Below are 14,305 nucleotides of genomic sequence, written 5' to 3' on the forward strand. Positions count from 1 at the left end.
CAACAGGTCGTGGACCAGGGCCGCTTGGCATCCGCAGGGCGGCGGCGGCGCCCGGTGATCCGTGCGGTAGGGTCGGCCACCGTTCGTACATTCGGGGGAAGGACGAGCACGTGCTCAACCATGCAAAAACAGGTGTCCTGGCGGGAGCCGTCGCCACGGGGCTGCTGATATCCGGATGCGGGGCGCTGCCGTCGGGGGACGACGGGGAGCGGCGCATCAGGGTCGGCACCACCAGCGCTCCCTCCACCCTGGATCCGGCGAGTGCCTGGGACGGCAGCTGGGAGCTGTTCAAGAACGTCTACCAGACCCTGCTGTACTTCCCCACCGGCAGCACCCGGCCGGAGCCCGACGCCGCGCAGAGCTGCGCCTTCGAGGACCGCGACAGCAAGGTCTACTCGTGCACCCTGCGCCCGGGGCTGACGTTCTCCGACGGCCACCGGCTGGACGCCGAGGCGGTCAAGTACTCCATCGACCGGGTGCGGACGATCAACTCACCCACCGGGCCCGCCCCGTTGCTGGCCAACCTCGCCAAGGTCGAGGCCGCCGGCAGCCGCACGGTGACCTTCCGGCTCAAGAAGCCGGACAGTACCTTCCCGTTCGTCCTGGCCACCCCGGCGGCGGCGCTGGTGGACCCCGCGGAGTACCCGGCGGACACCCCGCGCGGCCAGCGCCACACGATCGTCGGCTCCGGCCCGTACCTGCTGAAGTCCTACGAGCCGGGCCGGCGCGCGGTGCTGGCCGCCAACCCCGCCTACAAGGGCGAGGCGAAGCGGAAGAACGACGCCGTCGACATCGAGTACTACACCTCCTCCGAGAAGCTGATGGCCGACCTCAAGGCCGGGGAACTCGACCTCAGCTTCCGCGGGATGACGCCCCGCCAGGTGACCGAACTCAACGACCACGGCGGCGTCCGGGACGGCGTGAAGCTCACCCAGGTGGTCGGCGCCGAGATCAACTACCTGGTCTTCAACCCGCGCCACCGGTCCGTCGCCAACCCCGCCGTCCGCCGGGCCGTCGCGAACCTCGTCGACCGCGACGCCCTGATCCACGAGGTCTACCAGGGCACCTCCGAGGCGCTGTACTCGATGGTGCCGCGCGGGGTCGCCTCCCACAGCACGCCGTTCTACGAGCGCTACCCCCGCCCCGACAAGGACAAGGCCGCCGCACTGCTGGCCGCGGCGGGCGTGAGCGTCCCCGTACCGCTCACCTTCTGGTACACCACCGACCGCTACGGGGCGGCCACCGAGGCGCAGTTCAAGGAGCTGGAGCGCCAGCTCGAGAGCTCCGAGCTGTTCGACATCACGGTGAAGGGGCTGCCCTGGACGAAGTTCCAGGAGGGCTACCAGAAGGGCCACTACCCGGTCTTCGGCCGCGGCTGGTTCCCCGACTTCCCCGACCCCGACAACTACATCGCCCCCTTCGTCGGCGAGCGCAACGCGGTCGGCACCCCGTACGAGAGCGCGCGCATCACCGAGGAACTGCTGCCGCGCTCGCGGCGCAAGCCCGACCGGGGCGGCACGGCGGAGTACTTCGCCGAGGCGCAGGAGATCATCGCCGACGACGTACGGCTGCTGCCGCTCTGGCAGGGGCGGCTGTACGTGGCCGCGCGGGAGGACGTGGGCGGTGTGGAGTGGAGCCTGGACCCCTCCACCATCATGATCATGTCGGAGCTGTACAAGCTGGACTGGTGAGGCGGGCGGGGCTGGTGGGTCCGATGGGTCCGGCGGCGCTGGTGGGTCCGATGGGTCAGATGGGGACAGTGGGGCCGGCGGGCGGGACTGTCAGACCCCGGCGGTACGGTCATGGCAGTGACCGCGCCGCCGCACGGGGGCGCCATCTGGCCCGTATCGGAAGGAAGTTCGCGTGGAGACAGCCATGCCGGACCTGCCCCCCTCCTGGCAGGACGCGCTCGGCGAGGAGCCGGCCCAGCCCTACTTCAAGGAGCTGACCGCCTTCGTGGCACAGGAGCGGGCCAAGGGGCCCGTCTACCCGCCGGGCGAGGAGGTCTTCGCCGCGCTGGAGGCCACCCCCTTCGACAAGGTGAAGGTCCTCGTCCTGGGCCAGGACCCCTACCACGGGCAGGGCCAGGGCCACGGACTGTGCTTCTCGGTCCGCCCCGGGGTGCGTATCCCGCCGTCCCTGCGCAACATCTACAAGGAGCTGCACGCCGAGACGGGCCTGCCCATCCCGGACAACGGCTATCTGATGCCCTGGGCCGAGCAGGGCGTCCTGCTGCTCAACGCGGTGCTGACGGTGCGCGCGGGCGAGGCCAACTCGCACAAGGACCAGGGCTGGGAGCGGTTCACCGACGCGGTCATCACGGCGGTGTCCGAGCGGGCCGATCCGGCGGTGTTCGTGCTGTGGGGGGCGTACGCGCGCAAGAAGAAGCGCCTGATCGACACGGAGCGCCACGTGGTCGTCGAGGGCGCGCACCCCTCGCCGCTCTCGGCGAAGAAGTTCTTCGGCTCGCGCCCCTTCACGCAGATCGACGAGGCGGTGGCGGCGCAGGGCCACCAGCCGATCGACTGGCGCATCCCGGACCTCGGCGCGCGCTGAGCCGGGCCCGCTCCCGGCCCCGGGCCGCCCCCGCCGTGGAAAAGGGGGTACGGGGCCGGGCGCCGGGGCCCTTACGGGCGAAAGGCGGCGGCCCGCGGACGCGGCGCGCGGCCTCGTACCCCCGGGGCGGGGGCGGGGCGGTTAGCGTCGTCGGCGTACCCCTGCCGCTCAGCCCCGGGAGCCCGCGTTGGCCGACGACGCCGTGATGACGAAGATCGGCCAAGCCGTGATGCTGCACCGCGGCGGCGACCGGGAGGAGGCCCGCACCCGGCTCGCCGCCCTGTGGGCGCGCCTGGACGCCGACGCCCACCCCCTCCAGCGCTGCACGCTGGCGCACTTCCTCGCCGGCACCCAGGACGACCCGCACGACCGCCTGGCCTGGGACCTGCGCGCCCTGCACGCCGCGGAGACCGTCCGCCGGCGCACGGCGGAGGACACCAGCGAGCAGGACCGCGCGGTGCGCTCCTTCTACCCCTCGCTGCGCCTGTCCCTGGCCGCCGACTACGTACGCCTGCACCAGCGCGAGCGGGCCCGCGCGGAGCTGGCCCAGGCCGTCGAGTGGACGGCCGGACTGGCGGACGACGCCTACGGCCGGACGGTACGCACCGCGATCGGCCGCGTGGAGCGGGCCCTGGACGGCATCCCGGAGGGCAGGGTCCCGCCGGCCGCGCTGTAGGGGGGCCGAAGCGACCACCCGCCCGGCCCACCCCCGGCGGGCGAAACGGGGGGAGCCGGCCCCGTCCGGCCCATTCGCCGCCCTCCCGGGATGCGCACGCGGCGGGCGCCCCGCACCCTGTCCGAGGACTCGGGTACGCATGGAGGCGGACATGGCACGGGGCACGACGGGGGAGGACCGCGACCGCGCGGCGACACCAGGCGCGCGCCGCCGCGCCCAGGACACGGTCCGCGACCGCCGCCGCGCCGTAGTCCGTACGGCGGTCGCGCTCGCCGCGGTGGCCGCGGGCCTCGCCCTGTGCGCGACGGCGGGCACCCCCGCCCCGCAGGGCGCCGACGCCCGCCCGGCGAGGCGACCCTTCACGCTGCTGGCCACCGGCGACGTCATCCCCTACCCCTCTATCATCGAGCAGGCGGCCGCCGACGCCGGCGGGGCGGGCCACGACTTCCGGCCCATCCTCGCCGGGGTGCGCGCGCCCGTCGCCGCCGCCGACCTGGCGCTGTGCCACCTGGAGACGCCCGCCGGGCCGCCGCAGGGCCCCTTCACCGGCTACCCGGTCTTCTCCTCCCCGCCCCAACTCGCCCCGGCACTGCGCGACACCGGCTACGACAGCTGCTCCACCGCCTCCAACCACACCCTGGACGGCGGGATGGACGGGGTGGCGCGGACACTGGGCGCACTGGACGCGGCGGGCGTACGGCACGCCGGCTCGGGGCGTACACAGGCGGAGGCGGGGCGTCCGGCGCTGCTGCGGGCGGGCGGCGCGAAGGTGGCGCACCTGTCGTACACCCACTTCAGCAACATCGAGCCCCCGCCGGGGAGCCCCTGGGCGGTCAACCGGCTCTCGGTGCCCAAGGTCGCCGCCGATGCCCGGGCGGCCCGGCGGGCGGGCGCGGACGTGGTGGTGGTGAGCGTGCACTGGGGCACCGAGTGGCAGCGCGAACCCGACCGGCAGCAGCGCCTGGTCGCCGAGGAGCTGACGCGGCTGGAGACGGACGGGCACAAGGACGTCGACCTGATCCTGGGCACCCACAACCACGTGGCCCAGCCCTACGAGAAGGTCAACGGCACCTGGGTGGTGTACGGCCTGGGGGACCAGATGGCCAGCTTCGTCCCGGAGCTGTACCGGGGCAACGAGGGCTCCGCCGCCCGCTTCACCTTCGCCCCGCGCAAGGGGCGGTGGGCCGTCGACAAGGCCGAGTTCCTCGCCCAGCACTCCGACACCGGTCCGCCGTTTCGCGTCACGCTGGCCACGCGCGAGACCTTCCCCGAGGTGCACGACCGGGTGCGCGCGGCGGTGCTGAGCCGGGGCGCGGCGGCGGACGGCCTACGGGAGGCGCGGGCGCGCTGAGCCGCGGGGACGGGACGCGTCACGCCACCGCGGTCAGCTCCTGCCGCCGGGCCTCGGCCCACTCCTCCAGCAACTCCGTGTAGCGCCCGTGGTCCATCTCCCGCCGCTCGAACCGCGCGCGCTCCACCTCGCGCCGGATCTCGGCGTTCACCATCGCGGACGGCCGTATGGGCCTGCGGGGAACGGCGGTTGAGGACATGGGAACAGCTTATCGGCCGGGTAGTAAATGCCGGATCAGGACGGATTGGACGGCATATGCCAGTGCAGGCGGCTCCCTGCGGGCGCCGAACCGCCCCTGCGGGCCCGGTCCGTGCCGTACGGGCCGGACGTCCTGTCGGTGGTGCGTGCGATGCTGGACCACCAACGTCGGCTTGCGGAGGGGACGATGAGCGAACGCCACGATCCGGGCGCCGTGGACGAGCGCGCCGGGCAGCAGGTGACCCAGGCGCAGATGATGCGTCGGTTCCTGACCGCCCTCGGAGTGACCGCGGCCGCCGTGGCGGCCGTCGCGCTGGCCCTGCGGCCGGACACCCTGGGGGAGTTGGCCGCGGTCGCCGCCACGGTGCCGATAGCGAGCTTCGCGGTCGCCGGGGCGCACCGGGCCGCCGACCGGAGAAGCGCGTAGCGGCCCCCGGGAATCCCGGAGGCCGCTGCCAGGTCTTCGTAACAGGACCGGTCAGTGCGCCGGCTCGCCCGCCTCCGGGTCCAGGACGCCCGCGCCCACCAGGGCGAAGATGAGCACGCCCAGCAGCACGCGGTAGACGACGAACGGCATGAAGCTCTTGGTGGTGATGTAGCGCATCAGCCAGGCGATGATCGCGTAGCCCACGAAGAAGGCGATCACCGTGCCCACGATGATCGTGCCCCACTCGATGTGCGGCTGCTCCGCGACCTCCTTCAGCTCGAAGAGGCCGGAGGCCAGCACGGCCGGGATGGCCAGGAGGAAGGAGTAGCGGGCCGCCGCCTCGCGGCTGTAGCCGAGGAAGAGGCCGCCGGTGATGGTCGCTCCCGAGCGGGAGACGCCCGGGATGAGCGCCAGGGCCTGCGCGGCGCCGAAGAGCAGGCCGTCGCGGGTGGTGAGGTCGCTGAGCTGCTTGCGCGGGGCCGGGGCGCGGTGGCGGCCGCCGTCGCGGGGGTGGGAGGAGCGCCAGTCGGCGTAGCCGAGCAGCAGGCCCATCACGATGAGGGTGGTGGCGATGAGCCGCAGATCGCGGAAGGGGCCCTCGATCGAGTCCTGGAACACCAGCCCCAGCACGCCGATCGGGATCGAGCCGACGATGATCAGCCAGCCCATCCGGGCATCGGGCTCCTGGCGTATTCGCTTGTCGCGCAGCGAGCGGAACCAGGCCGAGACGATCCGCGCGATGTCCTTGCGGAAGTACAGCAGGACCGCGGTCTCCGTGCCGATCTGGCTGATCGCCGTGAAGGCGGCGCCGGGGTCCTCCCAGCCGGCGAAGGCCGCGGTGAGGCGCAGGTGCGCGCTGGAGGAGATGGGCAGGAACTCCGTCAGCCCCTGGACGAGCCCGAGGATCACTGATTCGAACCAGGTCATAGAGATGCGCTCAAGCCTTCGAGGTAGCGGGCCGGGACGCCGATGATGTTATTCCCCCACCGGAACGGCCCCGTCCCCCGGGGCACCCCCAACCCCTACGCCGCGCGCGCGATCTCGCTCTCCGTACGCGCCGCTTCGACCACGGCCGCGCCCGCCTGCCCCCGTCGTCCCCGCCGCCTGCGCCACCACACCAGCGCGCCCCCGCCCCCCGCGCTCACCGCCAGCAGCGCCAGCGACAGGGCGAAGGCGCCCGAGCCCGGATCGGAGGCCGCACTGCCCGCCAGTACGTACGCCGCCGTGTTCGGCACGCAGCCCAGCCCCGTGGCCAGCAGGAACGGCAGCAGGGCCGTACGGGAGAGGGCGGCGCAGTAGTTCACCGCGGCGAAGGGCACCCCGGGGAAGATCCGCGCGGCCAGCACCGAGCGGAAGGCGTGCCGGCTGAGCTGGTGGTCCGCCGCGAGCAGCCACCGCCCGCGCAGCAGCGGACGCAGCGCCCCGCGCCCCAGCCCCCGGCCCAGCCCGAAGGAGATCGCCGCGCCCAGCACCGTCCCGCCGACCGCCGCGAGCAGCCCCGCCTGCAGGCCCAGGAGCGTGCCGCAGGCCAGGTTGAGCAGGGGCCGCGGGACGAACGCCGCCGTGCACAGCCCGTACAGCAGCCCGAAGAGCGCCACCGCGCCCGCGCCCGCGAACTGCGGGAGGGCGCCGCCGGTGAGGAGCTGCTGCGGCTGCCAGGCCACCGCCGCGCCCGCCGCGCCCGCCGCGCACCCGAGCAGCGCGACGAGCAGCACGAGCCGCGCCCAGGGCGAGGTGAGCACGGCGGCGGGGGACGGCATTGGGGGAGCGTATCCGACGAAACCGTACGCGGGCCGTGACGTGCGGCTCATCGGGGGCCGGGCGGAAAACCGTTCGACGCGGCCCGGTCAGCAGGCGGATGATCGTGGACATGTCCCGGTACGCCTTCCACACGGCCCCGTCCGCAGTCGCGGACGCGCTGAAGGCTGCCCTGGACTTCTTCGCCGCGGCAGCGGACGGCGCCCGACCCTGACCCTTCCCGGATTCCATCCGCGGACCCCGCCGGGGGAGGGTCGGCGGGGCCAGGGGGTCCGCGCGTCCACCGCGATCCGCAAGGAAGCGATCATGGCCAAGCAGGCGTACGTCCGCACCAAACCGCATCTCAACATCGGCACCATGGGTCACGTCGACCACGGCAAGACGACCCTGACAGCCGCCCTCACCAAGGTCCTGGCCGAGCGCGGCGGCGGCACCTTCGTCCCGTTCGAGCGCATCGACCGGGCGCCGGAGGAGCGCGACCGCGGCATCACCATCAACCTGGCGCACGTCGAGTACGAGACGGACACCCGGCACTACGCGCACGTCGACATGCCCGGGCACGCCGACTTCGTGAAGAACATGGTGACCGGCGCCGCCCAGCTCGATGGCGCGATCCTGGTGGTCTCCGCCACCGACGGGATCATGCCGCAGACCGCCGAGCACGTGCTGCTCGCCCGGCAGGTCGGCGTGGAGCACATCGTCGTCGCGCTCAACAAGGCCGACGCCGGCGATCCGGAGCTGACCGACCTGGTGGAGCTGGAGGTCCGCGAGTTGCTCACGGCCCACGGCTATCCGGGCGAGCGGCTGCCGGTGGTCCGCGTCTCCGGGCTGCTCGCCCTGCGCGGCGAGCCCCGGTGGACGGCCGCCGCGCTGGCGCTGCTGGACGCCGTGGACACCTGGGTGCCGACGCCGGTGCGCTATCTCGACGCACCGTTCCTGCTGCCGGTGGAGAACGCGCTGACCATCACCGGCCGGGGCACGGTCGTCACCGGCGCCGTCGAGCGCGGCACGGTCCGGGTGGGCGACCGCGTGGACGTGCTGGGCGGGGCGCCGGGGCAGACGGTGGTCACGGGGGTGGAGACCTTCGGCCGGACGATGGACCGCGCCGAGGCCGGCGACAACGTGGCGCTGCTGCTGCGGGGCGTCTCCCGCGAGGCTGTCCGCCGCGGCGACGTGGTGGCGGCGCCCGGCAGCGTCGTACCGCGCAGCCGCTTCACCGCGCAGGTGTACCTGCTCACGGCGGCCGAGGGCGGCCGGCGCACGCCGGTCGCCAGCGGCTACCGGCCGCAGTTCTACCTGCGTACCGCGGACGTCGTCGGGGACATCACGCTGCCCGACGGCGGCCGTGCGCGCCCGGGGGAGCGCGTGGCGATGAGTGTGGAGCTGGGCCGCGAGCTGCCGCTGGAGCCCGGTCTGGGCTTCGCGATCCGCGAGGGCGGCCGTACGGTCGGCGCGGGGACGGTGACCGCCGTGGACTGACGGCCCCGTACGCACGGCGGCGATGAGCGAAGCCGCCACCGGTGACCACCGGTGGCGGCTTCGGCGACAATGGGCGGGTGGACGACCGCATACCCGCCCGAGCCGACGTGGACTTCGGCACCGCACGCCTGCTGCCGGACGTCGACCGCCCGGCGGGCTGGCTGCTCACGGTCGACGGCGCCCCGCAGTCCTACGTCGACCTGGCCGACCCCCGGCACCTGGAGTTCGAGTACGTCCGCCGCCTCGCCCACGTCGCCGACCTGCTCGGCGAGCCTGCCGGCCCGCTGGACGTCCTGCACCTGGGCGGCGGCGCCCTCACCCTGCCCCGCTACCTCGCCGCCACCCGCCCCGGCTCCCGACAGCACGTCGCGGAAGCCGACCGGGGACTCATCGCCCTGGTCGGCGAGCACCTCCCGCTGCCCGCCGGCTGCGGTATCGAGGTGCTGCCCGCCGACGCCCGCAAGGCGCTGGAGGCCGCCCAGCCTGCCGCCCTGGACCTGGTCGTCGCCGACGTCTACGGTGGCTCGCGTTCCCCTGCGCACCTCGCCTCCGTGGAGTTCGCCCGCGCCGCCGCCCGCGCCCTGCGCCCGCACGGCGTCTACGCCGCCAACCTCGCCGACGCCGCCCCCTTCGCGTTCCTGCGCTCCCAACTCGCCTGCGCCGCCGCCGTCTTCCCGTACCGCTGCGTGCTGGCGGAGCCCGGGGTGCTGCGCGGGCGGCGCTTCGGCAACGTGGTGCTCGTCGCCTCGCACGAGGAACTGCCCGTCCACGACCTCGCCCGCCGCGCCGCCGCCGACGCCTTTCCGGCGCGGACGGTCCACGGCCCCGCGCTGGAGCGCCTCACCGGCGGCGCTCAGCCGGTCACCGACGCCGACGCGGTCCCCTCGCCCGAGCCGCCGGGCGGCTCCTTCACGGTGGGCTGAGGCCGGGCCCGGGCCGGAATCCCGCCCTCGGCCTGCGGCGCCCGCTCCAGCCGCCGCACCTGCGGTACGCACAGCACCGCCGCCGTCAGGACGACGATCACCACAGCGCCGCCCCACAGCGCCCCGCCCCGGCCGAACACCCCCATCGCCGGACCGGCCAGCGCCGCCGCCAGCGGCACCCCCGCCAGCGAGCCGAACCAGTCGTACGCCGCGACCCGGGAGAGCTTCTCCTCCGGGATCTCCTGGCGCAGCGCCGTCATCCACGTCACCCCGAAGACCTCGATCGACACCCCGCTGACGAACATGACCGCCGCCAGCTCCCGCGCCCCCACCGGCACCGCCAGCGCGGCGGTCGGCAGCGCGAAGGGGAACACGCACAGGATCCCGACCAGCAGCATCCGCCGCGGCCGCCAGCGCATCATCAGCAGCGCACCGCCCACCGTGCCCGCCCCGAAGGCGCTCAGCGCCAGCCCCCACGGCACCGCCCCGCCCAGATGCTCCCGGGCGACCAGCGGCCCGTACACCGACTCCGCCGCCGCGACGACGGCGTTGACGACGGAGAACTGCAGCACGATGGCCCACAGCCACGGCCGTGAGACGAACTCCCGCCAGCCCACCCGCAGATCCGTCACCAGCCCCTCGCTCTTCTCCCGCGCCGGCACCCCGCTCACGTCGAGGAACGCCCGCAGCCCCCCGGCCAGCGCGAAGGCCGCCGCGTCCAGCAGCAGCACCCAGCCCGGCCCCACCCCCGCCACCAGCGCGCCGCCCAGCGCGGCGCCCCCGATGTGGGCGCCGTTCATGCCCAGCCGGAAGAGCGCGAAGGCGCGCCCCGCGTCCCCCTCGCCCACGGAGCTGAGCACCATCCCCTCGGCGGCCGGTGCGAAGAACGCCTGGCCGACGCCGCCGAGTGCGGACAGCAGCGCCATCTGCCACAGCTGCGCCTGCCCGGTGACCACCAGCAGGCCGAAGAGGCCCTGGGAGAGGAAGTTCAGCGTGTTCGCGGCGACCATCACGCGATGGCGCGGGAAGCGGTCCGCGACCGCCCCGCCTATCAGCAGGAACGCCACCAGCGGCAGCGTCCGCGCGGCGGCCACCAGACCGGCGTCCGTCGCGCTGCCGCCGGCCTCGTACACGGCGAACATCGAGGCGATCAGCGCACCCGAGGTGCCGATGCCGGTGATGACGGCGGCGGCGGAGAGGAGGGTGTAGTTGCGCCCGGCCCAGGCGGGGCGGCGCAGCCGGGCGCGGGGGTGGGGGGAGGGGGTGGTCACGGGGGAACTATTCCCGCCCGGACCGGATACGCCAAATGCAATAGGCGCATCCCGGTCCGGACCGCGGATCGGCCGCTCCCGGATCAGCCGCGGCTCAGATCAGCCGCAGCGATCCGGTGATCTGCTTGATGACCTCCTCCGGCACCTCGTCCTTCACCCCGGTGTCGGAGATCAGCACGAAGGAGGCCATCGCGCCGTCCTTGTCGGTGAAGCTGACCGCGACCGCCTTGCCGTCGGAGTTGAGGCAGCCGTCCTTGTTCTTCGCCTTCGGTACGCCGCTCACGCTCGCGCGCGCGATGTGCCCGCGGACCCCGTGCCCGTTGCTGAAGGGGGTGGGGGCCGGGGCGGTCAGCTTCCCCTTGCGCTTCTCGTCGTAGCCGGCGATCACCCAGGAGGACGCCGCGTCGCGGGCGGCCTGCAGGGTGTTCTTCGCGCCGACCGCGCCCTTGGTGCCGGCCAGGGCGCGGCTGGCGCTGCCGCACCAGTCGTCGCGGTAGGCGGCCACGCCCGTCATCGCCACCAGCACCTCCCCGTCGTCGCTCTCGAAGCCGACGGTCAGGCCGGAGGACTTCACCTCCCAGGAGGCGGGGACGTCGAAGGCGTTGTGCCGCTTGGTGTTGGCGACGGCCTTCCAGCCCTCGATGATCGGGCGCACCGCCTCCCCGCGCGGGTTCTCGCCGTCGATCGGGGGCGCGGCACTGGCGGTCGGCGCGGTGGACGGGGTGGGGGTGGGGGAGGAGGTGGCGGCGACCGGGGCGCCGCCGTCGCCGCGGTTGTGCACCACGATCACCCCGACCACGATCGCGGAGGCGGTGACGGCGGTCGCGGCGATGAGGGCGATGACGGCCCGGGTGCTCATCGGCTGCTTGGGCGGGCGCTGCCCCGGCGGTTCGGGCGGGGGCGGCCAGGCGGGCGTCTCGGGCGGAGCCCACTGGCCGCCGCCGCTGTGTCCGTACGGTCCCGGGGGCGGCGGCTGCTGCCCGTAGGGGACCGGCTGCTGATACGGGTTGTGCGGCGGGTGCTGCTCGCCCCCGGCCTGCTGTCCTGGCCACATGGTCGAAACGATAGACGTACCGGAAGAGGCCCCGGTGATACTACCCGCTGGTAACATCACCGCATGTCCGAACCCTTGACGAACATCGGCGAGCTGATGGCCGCCACCGTGCCCATGGCCCGCACCCTCAACCTGTCCTTCGACGAGGTCACCCCCGAGCGGGCCGTCGTCAGCCTCCCCGACCAGGGCGACTTCCACAACCACGTGGGCGGCCCGCACGCCGGTGCGATCTTCACCCTCGCCGAGTCCGCGAGCGGCGCGATCGTGATGGCCGCCTTCGGCGACCAGCTCTCGCGCGCCGTGCCGCTCTTCGTGAGCGCCGAGGTCGTCTACACCAAGCTGGCGATGGGCCCCGTCACCGCCACCGCGCAGCTCGGCCGCCCGATCGCCGAGGTCGTCGCGGAGCTGGACGAGGGCAAGCGCCCGGAGTTCCCCGTCGACATCGACGTCACCCGCGCCGACGGCGCCGTCACCTCGCGGATGAGCGTCGTGTGGACGCTGCGGCCCAGCAGCTGAGCCGCACGCCGTACGTCCGGTAGGTCTGGTACGTCCGGTGCGTCAGCCCTCGTCCGCGTGCGTACGGGCGAGGGCGACGTACACCTCCGCGTTGACCCGGAGCATCTCGCGCTCCTCGTCCGTCAGCGGCCGCCGCACCTTCGCCGGCACCCCCGCGACCAGCGAACCGGGCGGCACCCGCATCCCCTGCGGCACCAGCGCCTGCGCGGCGACCAGCGAACCGGCCCCGATGTGCGCCCCGTTGAGCACCGTGGCGCCCATGCCGATGAGCACGTCGTCCTCGACAGTGCAGCCGTGCACCACCGCGTTGTGCCCGATCGTCACCCGAGCGCCGATGGAGACGGGGAAGCCCGGGTCGACGTGCACCGTGCAGTTGTCCTGGACGTTGCTGCCCTCGCCCAGCACGATGGGCCCGAGGTCGGCGCGCAGCACCGCGTTGTACCAGACGCTCGCCCCGGCGGCCACGCTTACCTCCCCGAGCACCACCGCGGTCGGCGCCACGAACGCCTCCGCGTCGACCTTCGGCTCCTTGCCGCCCACACCCCGGATCAGCCCGTGCATCGCCACGCCCCACTCCCTCGTCGTCCCTCGTCGCCGGATTCCCCCGCACCGTACAGCGACACCGCCGACCACGGCGGCCCAGGTGGGGGAAAGATCACACGGCGTCCGTGCCCCGGGCGCGTGCTCCGCGTGAGTACGGTGTGCGGGTGCCGAAGGACCCCTCCCGCCCCAGCCCGCTCGCCCGCGCCGCCTCCCGCGCCGTGCACGCCTGCTGGCGCTGGGTGCAGCGGATGGGCGCGGTCAGCGCCGCCAGCCCCGGCCCGTACCGCTTCCGGCGCATCGGCGAGGGCACCAGGATCGCCTTCCCGGTCGGCACCGTCTTCAACGAGCAGTGGATCGAACTGGGCGCCTACTGCATCATCGGCCAGCACGCCACCCTCACCGCGGGCATGATGCCCGACCTCGACCTCGGCCCCGAGCCCGTACTGCGCCTGGGCAACGGCGTGGTCCTGGGGCGCGGCAGCCACATCGTCGCCGACAGCCCCGTGACGATCGGCGACGACGTCTACTGCGGCCCGTACGTCTACATCACCAGCAGCAACCACTCCTACGACGACCCCCACTCGCCCATCGGCCGGCAGTGGCCGCGCAGCGCCCCGGTCGAGATCGGCTCCGGCAGCTGGCTGGGCACGGGCGCGCTGATCCTCCCGGGCGCCCGGCTGGGCCGCAACGTGGTGGTGGCGGCGGGCTCGGTGGTACGCGGCGAGGTCCCCGACCACGCGGTCGTCGCCGGCGCCCCCGCGAAGATCGTCCGCCGCTGGGCCGCGGAGACGGGCTGGCAGCCGCCGCTGCGGACCCCGCCGCCAGTGCCGATCCCGCAGGAGGCGACGCCGGAGCAACTGGCCGCGCTGGCGCGGTGGGAGCCGGACGCCGCACAGACCGCCACCCCGGAGCCGACGACGTGAGGACCCACCGATGAGCGACCGGACCCTGCGCATCGTGCTGGCGGTCGCCCTGGGCATCCAGGCGCTCGCCGTCCTGGCCCACCTGCTGCGCGACCGGCTGTGAGCCGCGTCGGCGCCCCGCACGCGCCGACGCCCCCCACGCCCCCACGCCTACCGCCGCGACACGTCCAGCGACAGCGCCACCGGATGCTCACGGAAGCCCAGGCTCCGGTACAGCCGCTCGGCCTCCGGCGAGGCGTGCAGATCGACCCGGCTGACACCCCGCCCGGCGAACCAGTCGAGCAGGGCGAGCATCACCCCGCGCCCGTACCCGCGCCCCCGGTAGCGCGGCTCCGTACACACGCTGAAGACGAAACCGAACCGCCCCGTCGGATGCCCCGGCGCGGGCAGCCGCTGCTCCATGCGCCCCACCGCGCAGGCCGCGAGGCGCCCCGGCTCCGCCCCGTCGACGACGAAGGCGCCCAGCGCGGCCGGCTCGGCGCCGAGCTGCTCCTCCAGCACCGCCCGCGCGTCGCGCTCCCAACTCCCGGGCTCGTCACGCCCGTTCATGGCGGCGAACATCATCCGCCGCAGCCGCACCAGCTCACTCGCATCGCCCACCCGGGCGGGCCGTATCCCGATCACGCCGCA

Annotated in this window: 16 protein-coding genes; 9 read left to right on the top strand and 7 right to left on the bottom strand. The window is 74.2% G+C overall.

Translation table 11 applies throughout. From position 1 onward, the window contains the following. Positions 1 to 110: 110 nt before the first annotated feature. The 4 genes from ACFQLX_RS01560 to ACFQLX_RS01575 all read left to right on the top strand — a co-directional run bounded on the left by ACFQLX_RS01560 (position 111) and on the right by ACFQLX_RS01575 (position 4,583). A complete protein-coding gene (locus ACFQLX_RS01560; protein WP_386410895.1) occupies positions 111 to 1,691 on the top strand; it encodes an ABC transporter substrate-binding protein in 1,581 nt (526 codons plus the stop codon). 184 nt (positions 1,692 to 1,875) lie between these two features. Continuing rightward, positions 1,876 to 2,556, top strand: coding sequence for a uracil-DNA glycosylase (ung, locus tag ACFQLX_RS01565; protein ID WP_386411295.1), 681 nt, complete (start codon positions 1,876 to 1,878; stop codon positions 2,554 to 2,556). A gap of 187 nt (positions 2,557 to 2,743) precedes the next feature. Beyond that, complete coding sequence (locus tag ACFQLX_RS01570; RefSeq protein WP_386410897.1) at positions 2,744 to 3,232, top strand: hypothetical protein; 489 nt, start codon at positions 2,744 to 2,746, stop codon at positions 3,230 to 3,232. A gap of 151 nt (positions 3,233 to 3,383) precedes the next feature. After that, complete coding sequence (locus ACFQLX_RS01575) at positions 3,384 to 4,583, top strand: CapA family protein (RefSeq protein WP_386410900.1); 1,200 nt, start codon at positions 3,384 to 3,386, stop codon at positions 4,581 to 4,583. Between the two features lie 19 nt (positions 4,584 to 4,602). Here ACFQLX_RS01575 and ACFQLX_RS01580 read toward each other — a convergent pair whose 3' ends face one another. Next, entirely contained in the window at positions 4,603 to 4,782 is a 180-nt protein-coding gene (locus ACFQLX_RS01580) for a hypothetical protein (RefSeq protein WP_386410902.1), read from the bottom strand. A gap of 186 nt (positions 4,783 to 4,968) precedes the next feature. On the opposite strand from ACFQLX_RS01580, the gene ACFQLX_RS01585 reads away from it, so the two are divergent. Further along, complete coding sequence (locus ACFQLX_RS01585; protein ID WP_386410905.1) at positions 4,969 to 5,208, top strand: hypothetical protein; 240 nt, start codon at positions 4,969 to 4,971, stop codon at positions 5,206 to 5,208. Between the two features lie 51 nt (positions 5,209 to 5,259). Here ACFQLX_RS01585 and ACFQLX_RS01590 read toward each other — a convergent pair whose 3' ends face one another. Together ACFQLX_RS01590 and ACFQLX_RS01595 are read right to left on the bottom strand one after the other, a co-directional pair. Next, positions 5,260 to 6,135 (bottom strand): undecaprenyl-diphosphate phosphatase, encoded by an 876-nt coding sequence (locus ACFQLX_RS01590; protein WP_386410907.1) that lies wholly within the window; start codon positions 6,133 to 6,135, stop codon positions 5,260 to 5,262. A gap of 95 nt (positions 6,136 to 6,230) precedes the next feature. Beyond that, on the bottom strand, positions 6,231 to 6,968 hold the full coding sequence (locus tag ACFQLX_RS01595) for a TVP38/TMEM64 family protein (protein WP_386410910.1): 738 nt from the start codon (positions 6,966 to 6,968) through the stop codon (positions 6,231 to 6,233). Positions 6,969 to 7,272: 304 nt separating this feature from the next. Here ACFQLX_RS01595 and tuf point away from each other — a divergent pair, with 304 nt between their 5' ends. After that, on the top strand, positions 7,273 to 8,445 hold the full coding sequence (gene tuf / locus ACFQLX_RS01600) for an elongation factor Tu (protein ID WP_386410913.1): 1,173 nt from the start codon (positions 7,273 to 7,275) through the stop codon (positions 8,443 to 8,445). Positions 8,446 to 8,522: 77 nt separating this feature from the next. After that, positions 8,523 to 9,368, top strand: coding sequence for a spermidine synthase (locus tag ACFQLX_RS01605; protein WP_386410916.1), 846 nt, complete (start codon positions 8,523 to 8,525; stop codon positions 9,366 to 9,368). Here ACFQLX_RS01605 and ACFQLX_RS01610 read toward each other — a convergent pair. Then, positions 9,299 to 10,639 (bottom strand): MFS transporter, encoded by a 1,341-nt coding sequence (locus ACFQLX_RS01610; RefSeq protein WP_386410918.1) that lies wholly within the window; start codon positions 10,637 to 10,639, stop codon positions 9,299 to 9,301. The genes ACFQLX_RS01605 and ACFQLX_RS01610 overlap by 70 nt on opposite strands. A 94-nt stretch (positions 10,640 to 10,733) precedes the next feature. After that, the gene (locus ACFQLX_RS01615; RefSeq protein ID WP_386410922.1) at positions 10,734 to 11,693 is read right to left on the bottom strand and encodes a DUF8017 domain-containing protein; all 960 of its coding nucleotides are present in this window, start codon (positions 11,691 to 11,693) and stop codon (positions 10,734 to 10,736) included. A gap of 63 nt (positions 11,694 to 11,756) precedes the next feature. On the opposite strand from ACFQLX_RS01615, the gene ACFQLX_RS01620 reads away from it, so the two are divergent. After that, positions 11,757 to 12,209 (top strand): DUF4442 domain-containing protein, encoded by a 453-nt coding sequence (locus ACFQLX_RS01620; protein ID WP_386410927.1) that lies wholly within the window; start codon positions 11,757 to 11,759, stop codon positions 12,207 to 12,209. 42 nt (positions 12,210 to 12,251) lie between these two features. Here the strand turns inward: ACFQLX_RS01620 and ACFQLX_RS01625 are convergent, their stop codons facing one another. Next, positions 12,252 to 12,770 (bottom strand): gamma carbonic anhydrase family protein, encoded by a 519-nt coding sequence (locus ACFQLX_RS01625; RefSeq protein ID WP_386411298.1) that lies wholly within the window; start codon positions 12,768 to 12,770, stop codon positions 12,252 to 12,254. Between the two features lie 146 nt (positions 12,771 to 12,916). Between ACFQLX_RS01625 and ACFQLX_RS01630 the strand changes: the two genes are divergently transcribed. After that, entirely contained in the window at positions 12,917 to 13,675 is a 759-nt protein-coding gene (locus tag ACFQLX_RS01630; protein ID WP_386410929.1) for an acyltransferase, read from the top strand. A 150-nt stretch (positions 13,676 to 13,825) separates the two neighbouring features. On the opposite strand, the gene ACFQLX_RS01635 is transcribed toward ACFQLX_RS01630, so the two are convergent. After that, entirely contained in the window at positions 13,826 to 14,299 is a 474-nt protein-coding gene (locus ACFQLX_RS01635) for a GNAT family N-acetyltransferase (protein ID WP_386410931.1), read from the bottom strand. Positions 14,300 to 14,305: the final 6 nt, after the last annotated feature.

Source organism: Streptomyces polyrhachis, assembly GCF_042663125.1.
Lineage (GTDB): Bacteria > Actinomycetota > Actinomycetes > Streptomycetales > Streptomycetaceae > Streptomyces > Streptomyces polyrhachii.